General features: G+C 57.5%; 10 protein-coding genes and 1 pseudogene. 8 read left to right on the top strand and 3 right to left on the bottom strand.

The annotated features are described in order from the left end of the window. The 8 genes and pseudogenes from VVR27_RS09040 to VVR27_RS09005 all read left to right on the top strand — a co-directional run. A pseudogene (locus VVR27_RS09040) lies at window positions 1-1,403 on the top strand (hypothetical protein); the annotation flags it as partial. Then, window positions 1,396-2,397, top strand: a complete 1,002-nt coding sequence (locus VVR27_RS09035) for an HAD-IIA family hydrolase (RefSeq protein WP_368548048.1) — start codon at window positions 1,396-1,398, stop codon at window positions 2,395-2,397. The pseudogene VVR27_RS09040 and the gene VVR27_RS09035, both read left to right, overlap by 8 nt. After that, window positions 2,390-2,527 carry a GTPase gene (locus tag VVR27_RS09030; protein ID WP_251379722.1) on the top strand — a complete coding sequence of 46 codons (138 nt, stop codon included), beginning with the start codon at window positions 2,390-2,392 and terminating at the stop codon, window positions 2,525-2,527. The genes VVR27_RS09035 and VVR27_RS09030 overlap by 8 nt, the downstream gene beginning before the upstream one ends. A gap of 38 nt (window positions 2,528-2,565) precedes the next feature. Next, a complete protein-coding gene (locus VVR27_RS09025) occupies window positions 2,566-3,300 on the top strand; it encodes a TlyA family RNA methyltransferase (protein WP_368548047.1) in 735 nt (244 codons plus the stop codon). A 98-nt stretch (window positions 3,301-3,398) separates the two neighbouring features. Beyond that, window positions 3,399-4,391, top strand: coding sequence for an NAD kinase (locus VVR27_RS09020; RefSeq protein WP_409349949.1), 993 nt, complete (start codon window positions 3,399-3,401; stop codon window positions 4,389-4,391). A gap of 3 nt (window positions 4,392-4,394) precedes the next feature. Further along, on the top strand, window positions 4,395-6,101 hold the full coding sequence (gene recN / locus VVR27_RS09015; RefSeq protein ID WP_368548046.1) for a DNA repair protein RecN: 1,707 nt from the start codon (window positions 4,395-4,397) through the stop codon (window positions 6,099-6,101). 56 nt (window positions 6,102-6,157) lie between these two features. Further along, entirely contained in the window at window positions 6,158-6,895 is a 738-nt protein-coding gene (locus tag VVR27_RS09010) for an NUDIX domain-containing protein (RefSeq protein ID WP_368548045.1), read from the top strand. Further along, on the top strand, window positions 6,895-7,872 hold the full coding sequence (locus tag VVR27_RS09005; RefSeq protein WP_368548044.1) for a site-specific tyrosine recombinase XerD: 978 nt from the start codon (window positions 6,895-6,897) through the stop codon (window positions 7,870-7,872). Before VVR27_RS09010 ends, VVR27_RS09005 begins: the two co-directional genes overlap by 1 nt. A gap of 63 nt (window positions 7,873-7,935) precedes the next feature. Here the strand turns inward: VVR27_RS09005 and VVR27_RS09000 are convergent, their stop codons facing one another. The 3 genes from VVR27_RS09000 to VVR27_RS08990 all read right to left on the bottom strand — a co-directional run bounded on the left by VVR27_RS09000 (window position 7,936) and on the right by VVR27_RS08990 (window position 11,599). After that, entirely contained in the window at window positions 7,936-9,075 is a 1,140-nt protein-coding gene (locus VVR27_RS09000) for a bifunctional 2-methylcitrate synthase/citrate synthase (protein WP_368548043.1), read from the bottom strand. 92 nt (window positions 9,076-9,167) lie between these two features. Then, window positions 9,168-10,079, bottom strand: coding sequence for a methylisocitrate lyase (gene prpB / locus VVR27_RS08995; protein ID WP_368548042.1), 912 nt, complete (start codon window positions 10,077-10,079; stop codon window positions 9,168-9,170). Further along, on the bottom strand, window positions 10,079-11,599 hold the full coding sequence (locus VVR27_RS08990; RefSeq protein WP_368548041.1) for an MmgE/PrpD family protein: 1,521 nt from the start codon (window positions 11,597-11,599) through the stop codon (window positions 10,079-10,081). Before VVR27_RS08990 ends, prpB begins: the two co-directional genes overlap by 1 nt. Window positions 11,600-11,625 lie beyond the last annotated feature (26 nt).

Raw genomic sequence — 11,625 nt, 5'->3', positions numbered from 1 at the left:
ACCGTGGTGGTTTTGGCGATCGTCGTAATGATCGTTCTGACCGTCGTGATGACCGTGGTGGTTTCGGTAATCGCCGCAACGATGGTGAGCGCACCTTCCGTGATGACTGCGGCCCTAAGCGTTTTGATGATCGCGGAGACCGCAATAACCACGGCTTTGATAAGCGCCGCAATGACGGTGAACGTTCCTACGGCAACCGTGATGACCGTGGTGGTTTCGGTAACCGTCGTTCTGATGGTGATCGCCCTCGTGAGGAACGCGGTAACAGGAACTTTGACCGTAATGATCGCGGCGGCAACCGCTCCTACGACAATAACCGTAATGACCGCGGGCCCAAGCGTTTTGACGACCGCGGAGGCCGGGACTCAAACCGTCGTGATGACCGCAGTTTCGACAAGGGCCCTCGCAAAGAATTTAAGCGTGATGACGCCGCGCAGGCACCTGTAGCAGACTACCGCCGCAACTCACCTGAAATTGACACCGATGTAACGGGTCAGGAGCTAGAAAACTGGACCCTGCGTGCCCTGCGCCAGCTCGAAGCTCAAAATGCTGAAGGTGTCGCCAAGCACCTGGTGATGGTAGGGCGCTACATTGATATTGATCCCGAGTTCGCTCTGGAGCACGCTGTTGCAGCTTCAAAGCGAGCTGGTCGCATCGGGCTGGTACGTGAGGTTGTAGGCGTTGCCGCCTACGCTGCTGACGACTACGAGCTGTGCTTACGCGAACTGCGCACTCACCGTCGAATCTCCGGATCCAATGATCACCTGGCACTGATGGTGGACTGTGAGCGCGCACTGGGCCGTATGGAGAAAGCACTTACCCTGGCCGAAGAAGCCAAGGATGAGGAAGTACCGGCTGCTGTACGCGCAGAGGTTGCTATCGTGGTTTCCGGTATACACCATGATGCCGGCGAGCTGAAGAAAGCAATTAGCGCACTAGAGATTCCCGAACTGGATCCTAAGCGCGGCTTTGACTACTCACCCCGCCTGTTTGAGGCCTACGCCGATCTTCTGGAAGAGGACGGTCGTGTTGCTGAAGCACGCCGTTGGGCGCGCCTAGCCGTAGTTACCGAGGCTGCCCTGGGCCAGGGAGAATTCGCTGAACCTGAAATCTTCGATATCTTCACTGAGGACGACCTGTTCGAACCCGAAGAAGTGGCCATTGACCTGGAAGACGAAGACCAGGCTGAGGATGCTGAGGACGTGGTGACTGAAGAGCCCAGTGTCGAAGAAGAAATAGCTGAACTGTTGGGTGAAGAAACTGAACCCGTTGATGGCGTTGAAGATGATGAAGAGCAACTAGATGCCGCACTTGCGCAGTCTGCTGTTGAGCAGACCGTGACCGAAGAACAAGCAGCTGAAGACTCCCTCTTTGCCGTTGAAGCGGACGATAGCCGTGACTAAGAGCTTGCTTGATGCGCACGATGCGATTCTTTCTGACCTTGACGGCGTAGTCTACGCTGGGCCCTTAGCGATTGAGGGGGCTCCTGATGCGCTCAACCGTGCTCAGGACGCCGGGGTGCAGGTTGCTTTTGTTACCAACAATGCTTCACGGAGCGTTGATGCTGTTGCTGAGCACCTGGTAGAGCTGGGCGTCACGACTGACGCTGAACACGTTATTAGCTCTGCTCAGGCAGCTGCTGAGCTCCTGGCTGCACAGCTACCCGCAGGCGCTAAGGTGCTAATTACAGGGGCCCAGGCGTTAGCGGACTGCGTTCAAGCTGCCGGTCTTACCCCGGTTCGATCGCAGCACGATGAGCCGGTCGCTGTAGCTCAAGGCTTTAACCCCAAGATGGTGTGGGAAGATCTCGCTGAGGCTGCCTACACCTTAGCCGATAAATCTGTGCTCTGGGTTGCCTCCAACACGGATTTCACGATCCCCAAGGAGCGCGGTATCGCTCCGGGGAATGGGACCCTCGTCGGTGCTGTTGCCACAGCTACTGGGCGTCAGCCTCAGGTTGCAGGTAAGCCCGAGTCACCAATCTTTACCACCGCTGCGCAGAAGCTGGGCTCTACCAGTCCGGTGGTTGTGGGCGACCGCCTGGATACCGATATTCAAGGTGGTAACAGGGCACAGATAGCAACCGCTATGGTGATGACCGGTGTTGATACCTACCAGTCGGTGCTGGCTGCCATTACCATCGAGCGTCCGACTTACATTATTGAAACCCTGGAGGGCTTTTTTGAGCCCTATCCGCAGATCGATGTGGAGGTTACCCCTACTGGAGCAAGAGCAGAAGCCGCTGGCTTTATTGCTGAGGTGAAGGGGAACGAACTGACTCTGAACGGAGCCGGTGCAGAGGTCGATAGCTGGCGAGTTGCCTGCGCAGCCTGGTGGGTAGCCCACCCAGATGTGCACGAGGCCCCCAGAGCTCCTGAGGTATTCAACCGTGGCTAAGGAAGAGCCTAGCGTAGAGCTAGACCCCGAATTTGAAGCAGCTCTAGAAGCTGCCCTGGCACTGGACCCCAGCGAACGAATCGACCGTTACGCCAGGCTAGCTGAAGAGCTGCAGGAAAGCCTCAACTAGTTGCTGAGGCTAATACACTACATAAGGAAACGGGCAATATGAGACTTGACCACTACATGGTGCAGGCGGGTATTGCCCGTTCTCGTACCCTGGCTATTAAGATGATTGACGCTCACCTGGTGAATGTTAACGGTCAGCCTGCCACCAAGGCGGGCCAGAAAGTGCGGGAGGGTGACACCGTCAGCATTACCCGCAGCGAGCTGACCGAGTACGTCAGTCGTGCCGGACATAAACTGGCCGGTGCTTTCGATACCTTTACGGGCATTACCGTAGAGGGCAAACGCTGCCTGGACGCTGGTGCATCAACCGGTGGTTTCACCGACGTCCTGCTGCGGCGGGGTGCTACCCTGGTAGCAGCGGTGGATGTTGGGCACAGTCAACTGGTACCTGGGCTGAGGGAACACCCCAAAGTTGATGTTTATGAGGGCATGAACGTGCGCCACATGGACTCAGAAGATATTGGTGGACAGGTGGACCTGACGGTCACTGACCTATCTTTCATCTCTCTGACCAAGGTGCTTGGACCTCTAGCAGAAGTGACCCGTGCAGGTGGAGACCTCGTGCTGATGGTAAAACCACAATTCGAGGTCGGAAGTGCTCGTGTGGGCAGGGGCGGCGTGGTCACAGACCCCCAAGCACGCCAGGATGCTGTTAACTCGGTGCGGGCCTGTGCCGAGGAGTACGGATTGGTCATCAGGGGGCAGGAAGAGAGTTCGCTCCCCGGTCAAGACGGTAATGTCGAATTTTTCCTCTGGTGTCACAAACCGGAGTAATACACCAAAACACCGAATTTTCGAATAAATGTTCGAAAACTTCGGTGTTTTGTGTTTCTAGTGAGGAAAAAAGAACTACTTTCAGCTAGCCTAAAACTGTGAATGAAACTAGTGCCCCCGCGCTCATAGACGGTAGCGATACCCGCAAGATTTTAGTTTTTGCCCACACCGGGCGAAGTGAAGCCCGAAACGCTGCCCGGGCGGCCTGTGCCCAGCTGCATGCGGCGGGTCTGGTGCCGGTCATGAACCGAGCGGACCTTGAAGCTCTTACCCAGAGATGGCAGAATCCTGTGCCCGTGGCGGTCGCACACGAAAGTGTTGCTCTCAACGAGATTGAACTGGGCGTGGTGCTGGGTGGAGATGGGTCTATTCTGCGCGCAGCCGAGATGATCCGGCACACCCAAATCCCTTTGGTGGGCGTCAACTTGGGTCACGTAGGCTTTCTTGCAGAAGCGGAAGAGTTTGACCTTGCCGAAACAGTAGATCGCATTGTCTCCGGCGACTATACCGTTGAAGAGCGCATGGCCATTGACGTTAAGGTCTGGAAAGGCGGGGAAAAAATCCTCGATACCTGGGCGCTGAACGAGGCCAGCGTTGAAAAAGGTAACCGCCAGAAAATGATTGAAGTGGTCATTGAGGTCGATCGCCGCCCGCTCTCAGGCTTTGGCTGTGACGGAGTGGTGTTGGCAACGCCCACCGGCTCAACAGCCTATGCCTTCTCTGGAGGAGGGCCCATTATCTGGCCCAGCGTTGAAGCCATGCTCATGGTTCCCTTATCTGCCCACGCGCTCTTTGCTCGGCCACTGGTGACTGCCCCGACCTCGATGATGGCGGTCGAGCTGCTGCCCACCAATGGCGCTGAAGGTGTACTCTGGTGCGACGGACGCCGAACCCGCGATTTGCCGCCCGGGGCCCGTATCGAGGTGACGCGATCGTCCAAACCGGTGCGCCTAGCCCGTATGCACCCGGCTCCCTTCTCTGAGCGTCTGGTCCGAAAGTTTGAGCTACCTACTACCGGTTGGCGAGGCCCCAGTACGGCTAGCCCTGCCACATCGGCTCTGCCCATTAGCCGCCTTAACCCAGGAGTATAGCCCGTGATTGAAGAGATTCATCTGCGCGATTTAGGGGTCATCACCGATGCCCGCCTTCCCCTAGAACCGGGCTTCTCTGTGCTGACCGGTGAGACTGGTGCTGGTAAGACCATGGTGGTGACCGCGCTGGGGATGCTACTGGGCGCACGTTCTGATGCCTCCAGCGTGCGCAACGGGGCTTCTAGCGCTTTGGCTGAGGCCGTCATTAAACTGCCAGCGGGGCACAGAGCCATTGGGCTAGCCGATGACGCCGGGGGGTCAACTGAGGAGCTGGAAGACGGTTCTTATGAACTGCTCTTGGCGAGAACCGTTAACGCTTCGGGGCGCTCTCGTGCCCATGTGGGTGGGGTTTCAGCCCCTATTGGGACGCTAGCTGATATCGGGCATACGCTGGTGGCAGTGCACGGTCAGTCAGATCAGTTGCGCCTTAAGTCTTCTGCCGAGCAGCGTCATGCCCTAGATTCTTATGCCGGTAAAAAACTTGGACGCCTGCTCGCTCAATACGAGAAGAACTACGAACGCTTCAAGCAGGCTGCTGGTGAGCTACGGGACGTGCGAGAAAATACTCGCGCCCGCGCTTTGGAAGCACAGACTTTGCAGGGCGCTCTAGCAGAAATTGACAGTGTCAACCCTCTTGAAGGTGAGGACGAGGCTCTCCATGCAGAGAGTCAGAAGCTCACTAACGTTGAGTCTCTACGTTTGGCCGCCGCCACTGCCTCGGCTGCTCTGGCAGGTACCGAATACGGGGATGCTGATGCCCCTAACGTGCTGGGGTTGCTGGATTCAGCCCGTACTGCGCTAGCCTCTGAATCGGATGCCGATGAAGACCTTAAAACTCTTTCTGACCGACTTAATGAGGCTTTGATTCACATCACCGATATCGCCGAAGAGGTCTCAGCCTACACCTCTGGGCTAGATTCTGAAGGCCCTGAACGCCTGGCAGAAGTAGAAAACCGACGTGCCCAACTCAAAGGTCTCACCCGCAAGTACGGGGCGGATATCGCAGAGGTTCTGGCCTGGGCTGAAGAATCACGTGCCCGTCTTGATACTCTCGGTGATGACCCGGCGCGCCAGGAAACCCTGGAAGCTGAATTGCGTGAGCTTCGTGAGACTCTAGGGGAGCAGGCACGGACTCTGATGGAACTACGCCGTACAGCTGCCTCAAAGCTAGCTGCTGCCGTCAGCGAAGAACTAACTGCCCTTGCCATGCCCAATGCTTCACTGGTGGTTAAGGTCGACGAGACCGAGAAATTCAACCGCTTCGGTAAAGATGCCGTGACTTTTATGCTGGCACCCCATCGCCAGGCCGTTCCGCGGCCCCTGGGCAAAGGCGCATCAGGGGGTGAATTATCCCGCGTCATGTTGGCTCTTGAAGTTGTGCTTTCTGAGGTGGACCCGGTGCCCACCTTTATCTTTGACGAGGTGGACTCCGGCGTCGGCGGTAAGGCGGCTATCGAGATTGGCCGACGTCTGGCTATGCTAGCCAAGAACGTTCAGGTGCTGGTGGTGACCCACCTGCCGCAGGTGGCAGCTTTCGCTGACCAGCACATCCTAGTGCTTAAAAATGATGATGCTTCACTGTCTAAGGTGAATGTGCTCTCCACCGAAGAACGCGTGGTTGAGCTGGCCCGCATGCTCTCGGGGCATGATCAGTCAGCATCTGCACAAGAACACGCCCGTGAGCTGCTGGAAGCAGCCGGGCAGCTCTAAAGTCTTGGGCTAAAGATATGCCCATCAGACCAGTCGACGTTTGAGAAGGAGAAGCTATGAAGCAGCAGGTAAGCCGTAAGGACGGCACAGCGCCGCGTATTGACGCCCGTCAGGAGGTAGTCGACCAGCAGATGCTAGCCGATGTGGTGAACCCACGTTTCGTGCAGAAATCTGAGACCAAGTTCGAGGGCTTCATCTGGGACGTGGTGCGCGATGACTTCTCGCTTACCGAGGATGGGGAGTCAATGGGGCGAGACTACATCACCCACCCCGGCGCGGTGGCTATCGTGGTGCTCAACGAGAAGAACCAGGTGCTTTTGATTAACCAGTACCGCCAGCCAGTGGGTATGAACCTGTGGGAAATTCCTGCCGGGATGCTCGATGTCGCCGGCGAGGAGCCCCTGACCGCAGCTCGGCGTGAGCTAGCTGAGGAAACCTTCCTGCAAGCCGAGCGCTGGGACACTCTCATGGAATACCATAACTCACCGGGTTGCTCGACCGAAGCAAACAGGGTTTTCCTGGCCCGAGGTATTAGCGAAATCCCCCATGAGGAAAAGCAGGAGCGCGAGGGAGAGGAAGCTGAAATTGTGGCCCGCTGGTTCGATATGGATGAGGTCGTAGCCGCTATCCTGGCGGCGAGGTTACATTCGCCCAGCACGATTATGGGTGTGTTGGCAGCCCACGCTGCATCCTTGAGCAACTTTGAAACTCTGACTCCAGCGGATGCACCCTGGCCTGCTCACCCCTACCTGCGAGACCCCGATACCCGCGGTTCATTGGGGAGCCTGCGCTAGTGCCCCAACCCCGCCCCACGGAACTTGAACGCTCCATCGAAAGCTACCTCCAGTACCTTGGGCTAGAACGAGGACTAGCTCAGAACACCCTCGCCGCCTACGGGCGGGATTTACACCGTTACCGGGACTACCTGGCAAGTGTAGGTGTAATTGCCCCGCGGTTTATCACTAAAAAACACGTGCGGGACTTTGCTGTAGCCTGTGCTGAGACCCCCTCAGCATCAGGAAAACCGCTGAGCCAGCGCTCTATCGCCCGCATCATCGTGGGGGTGAGAGGCGCCCATAAATTCTGGTTGCGAGAGAACGTTACAACGATTGACCCTGCCGCCGGGGTGCAGCCACCCACGCCGGGGGCGCGTTTGCCCAAAGCAGTCCCCGTAGAGCAAGTAACTCGCCTGCTCGAAGCACCTGATATCACCACTGAGGTTGGGCTGAGGGACCGTGCCATTCTAGAGTTTCTCTATTCCACCGGTGCACGTATTTCTGAAGTCATCAATGTTGACTTAGATGACGTGGTCTTTGACAGGGAGAGCGAGAACGACGGTACAGAGAGCGCAGCCAGTGTTCCCGCTGTTGCCCGCCTTTTTGGCAAAGGGAACAAAGAGCGGGTAGTCCCCGTTGGGTCTTACGCAGCCAGGGCGATTGAGGACTATCGAGTGCGCTCGCGGCCCTCATTAGCTTCCAAAGGTAAGGGCACCCCGGCTCTCTTCCTGAATGCTCGAGGGGGCAGGCTGACCCGTCAGGGAGCCTATCTCATTCTCAAAAAACACGCTGAACGTGCCAAGCTACCGGGTGAGATTTCACCCCACACCCTGCGTCATTCCTTCGCCACTCACCTGCTTGAAGGTGGAGCCGATATTCGCGTGGTCCAGGAACTTTTGGGGCATGCCTCGGTCACCACCACCCAGGTCTACACCAAGGTTACCGCTGATACCCTGCGCGAAGTCTTTGCTGCTCACCACCCCCGGGCACAATAAAACCGCGGTGCCCCATGAACTTTCACATCATGGAGCACCGCGGTTTGAGACTAGAACGTCACGCTAGGGCAGCTGCCGCTCTTCCACACCGTTATAGGCAGAAAGCGGGCGAATCAGCGAGTTGTTAGCGCGCTGTTCCAGTATGTGCGCCGTCCAACCGGTGATGCGGGAACAGACGAAGATAGGAGTGAAGGTGGGGGTATCGAAGCCCATCAGATGGTAGGTGGGGCCGGCGGGGTAGTCCAGGTTGGGCTTGATTCCCTTAGCTTCGTCCATGGACTCTGCTAGACCTTTATAGAGGCCGATGAGATCGTGGCGGCCATAGTGCTCCACCATATCGAAGAAGGACTTCTGCATGGTAGGAACACGGGAGTCACCCTTCTTGTAGACGCGGTGCCCAAAGCCCATGACCTTCTTCTTTTCAGCAAGTGCAGCGTCCATCCAAGCCTTTGCCCGCGCCTTGGCATCAGCTTCGCTCTCACCCTCAATCACACCGATTTCATCAAAGGTGTGCTGGACTGCTTCATTCGCGCCGCCGTGCAGGGGGCCCTTGAGGGCACCGATGGCACCAGTGACTGCGGAATGAAGGTCAGACAGGGAAGAAGTGATGACGCGGGCGGTGAAGGTCGAGGCGTTGAAGGAATGCTCAGCGTACAAGACCATGGAAACGTTGAAAGCGGTCTTGACCTCAGCTACCGGTACCTCACAGAAGGCCATGTAGAGGAAGTTGTCACAGTAGTCCAGGTCCTCGCGAGGCTCGATAACATCCTGGCCCCGGCGGCGGCGTTGGTCGTAGCAGACCACGGCCGGCATGGTGGCAAAAAGTTCCCATGCCTTGCGTAGCTCGTTTTCGGGGGAGAGGTCTTCGCTCTGGGGATCGGTAGCGCCCATGAAGGAGGTTGCGGTGCGGCAGACATCCATGGGGTGGCAGTCGGTGGGCAAAGCATCAATTACAGCTTTGAGGCCGGGGGAGAGCGCACGATGGCTACGCTCGAAAGCAGTAAATTCTTCTAGTTGTTCAGCGGTGGGAAGCTCACCGTTCCAGAGGAGGAGGGCTACCTTTTCAAAAGGAATCTCAGCGAGCTGCTGCACCGGGTAGCCGCGGTAGAGCAGGGAATTGGTCTCAGCGTTGACCTTGGAAACAGCGGTGTAGTCGGCAACGACGCCGGCTAGTCCGCGTTTGACGTCCAACTGTTCTGACATGGGTTTCTCCTTTGAATCTGTCAGTGCTCGAAAGTGGAGGCGTCCGCCCGGCCGAGCGTTAATACCGGGCGGACGCTGGGGCGCGGGAACCGCTAGGATGTGAACCGGTCAGGGACCTCAAAGTTGAAGATGCCGGTATCGAACTGATTGTAGGCCTCGTAATCAACGAGGTCGTAGAGGCGGGCGCGGGTCAGCATTTTATCGACGTACCCCTCCTGGGTTCCCGTTGAGGCGATGGTGTCCAGGACACCTTCCATTGCTCCCAGGGAGGAACGCAACAGGGTGACGGGGTAGATGATCATATTGATACCTACGGCCGCTAGCTGCTCCTTGGTGAAGAGCTCACTTTTACCAAACTCCGTCATGTTGGCTAGGACCGGCACATCCACCGCGTTGCAGACAGCCTCAAACTCGCTGAGATCTTTCATCGCTTCGGGGAAGATTGCATCGGCCCCAGCGTCCACGAGAGCTTTGATACGGTCGATGGTCTCTTCCAGCGATGAGATACCGCGCAAGTCGGTGCGCGCCATAATGAGGAAGTTGGGATCCCTGCGGGCTTCTGCCGCCGCTCTAATACGCTTCGTAGCGGTTTCAAGATCAACCATGTTCTTGTTATCAAGGTGGCCGCAGCGCTTGGGGTTGAACTGGTCCTCAATGTGGCAGCCAGCTAGCCCATACTCTTCAAATTCTTGAATAGTGCGGGCAACGTTCATGGGTTCGCCGAAGCCGGTGTCAGCGTCCACAATGGCAGGTAGGTTGGTGACGCGGGCAATCTGCCCGGCGCGCTGGGCAACCTCAGAGAGGGTAGTTAGCCCGACGTCGGGGAAACCCAGCTCGTTAGCCAGTACAGCACCCGAGATGTAGACTCCGTCAAACTTCTTCTCTTCAATCAGGCGAGCAGAGAGGGGGGTGTAAGCACCCGGGAACTGTTTAATGTCACCAGATGCCAGCATTTTGCGGAGCTCTAGGCGCTTTTGAGCAGCGGTTTTCTGAGCGTACAGCATTAGAAGATACCTCCTTTACCGGTTTCCAGCTCGATGCTGGCGGTGATGTTCAGAGCGTCCAGCTCACCGTCCTTGAGGTGAGCCAGGTTCTCAGCAGCCTCCAGGAAGCGGTTCTGCTCAGCTTCAGAAACCTTACCCTCAGCCAGCTTACGGAACTTACCGATGTAGTCCTTGCGGGCGAAGGGGCGTGCCCCCAGGGGGTGGGCGTCAGCAACAGCGATTTCTTCGCTGAAGGTCTCACCATTGGTGAGCTTAATTTCTACGCGGCCACCGAAGGCTTTTTCTGCAACGTCGGTGGAGTGGTAGCGGCGGGTCCACTCGGCGTCCTCAGCGGTGGTGACCTTGTGCCAGAGAGCTACAGTGTCCGCCCGTTGAGCCCGCTCGGGGGCGTAGGAGCCAACGTGGTCCCACTCGCCGTCCTGCAGCATGACGGTGAAGATGTAGGGGATGGAATGATCCAGGGTCTCGCGGGTAGCAGTGGGATCGTACTTCTGAGGGTCATTTGCGCCCGAGCCAATGACGTAGTGAGTGTGGTGGCTGGTGTGCAGCACGATGGATTCGATGTTCTCGGGGTTAGCAAACTCGGGGTGTTCGCGGTTAAGCTTACGTGCGAGGTCGATCCAAGCCTGGGCCTGGTACTCCGCCGAGTGTTCCTTGGTGTAGGTGTCTAGGATCGCGCGCTTGGCTTCGCCTGCCTCTGGCAGAGGAACCTCGTAGCGGGCGTCGGGGCCATCCAGCATCCAAGCGATGATGCCGTCCTCACCTTCGTAGATGGGAACGGGGGAGGTCTGGCCGCGCATTGCACGGTCAACAGCTTCAACCGCCATCTTGCCGGCGAAGGCGGGGGCATGTGCCTTCCAGGTTGAGATTTCGCCCTTACGCGACTGGCGGGTAGCGGTGGTGGTATGCAGGCCCTGGCCAATGGCCTGGAAGATGGTCTCCGTGTCCAGACCCAGCAGGGTGCCGATACCGGCTGAAGCTGAGGGGCCAATGTGGGCTACATGGTCAATCTTATGCTTGTGCAGGCAGATCGCCTTAACCAGGTCTACCTGAATCTCGTAACCGGTAGCGATACCGCGGATGAGGTCACGGCCGTTGCTACCCACGTGCTGAGCAACTGCCAGGATGGGGGGAATATTATCGCCGGGGTGAGAGTACTCAGCTGCCAGGAAAGTGTCGTGGTAGTCCAGCTCGCGGACCGCAACGCCGTTAGCCCAGGCTGCCCATTCGGGAGAGACCTTCTTGCTGGCAGCGTCTACACCGAAAATTCCTGCGCCGCTACCACCGGGACCAGCCGCGTGGGCCAGTGCCTGGTCGCGAGCAGAAATGATAGGCCCGCGGTTAAGGGAAGCGATAGCAACCGAAGCGTTATCGATGACACGGTTAATCACCATCTCTTCAACTTCGGGGAGCACCTCTACCGGATCGGTAGCAACCAGAGCCATTTTGTAGGCAAGCTGCTCTTCGCGGGGGAGGTTTTCTTCTGAGCGGTAAACACGAACCTTGTGGTTGACGGTCATAGGGTTATCTCTCTTTCATCATGTCG

The sequence above is a fragment of the Rothia sp. LK2492 genome (assembly GCF_040946345.1).
Classification (GTDB): Bacteria; Actinomycetota; Actinomycetes; order Actinomycetales; family Micrococcaceae; genus Rothia; species Rothia endophytica.
The sequence above is the reverse complement of the archived record's forward strand: the minus strand, read 5'-3'. Positions and strand labels throughout refer to the sequence as shown.

What these genes read in the sequence shown, in the direction of transcription:
- VVR27_RS09025 (WP_368548047.1), top strand. Translation starts at nt 2,566, where the DNA reads ATGAGACTTGACCACTACATGGTGCAGGCGGGTATTGCCCGTTCTCGT.
- VVR27_RS09010 (WP_368548045.1), top strand. Translation starts at nt 6,158, where the DNA reads ATGAAGCAGCAGGTAAGCCGTAAGGACGGCACAGCGCCGCGTATTGAC.
- VVR27_RS09000 (WP_368548043.1), bottom strand. Translation starts at nt 9,075, where the DNA reads ATGTCAGAACAGTTGGACGTCAAACGCGGACTAGCCGGCGTCGTTGCC.
- prpB (WP_368548042.1), bottom strand. Translation starts at nt 10,079, where the DNA reads ATGCTGTACGCTCAGAAAACCGCTGCTCAAAAGCGCCTAGAGCTCCGC.
- VVR27_RS08990 (WP_368548041.1), bottom strand. Translation starts at nt 11,599, where the DNA reads ATGACCGTCAACCACAAGGTTCGTGTTTACCGCTCAGAAGAAAACCTC.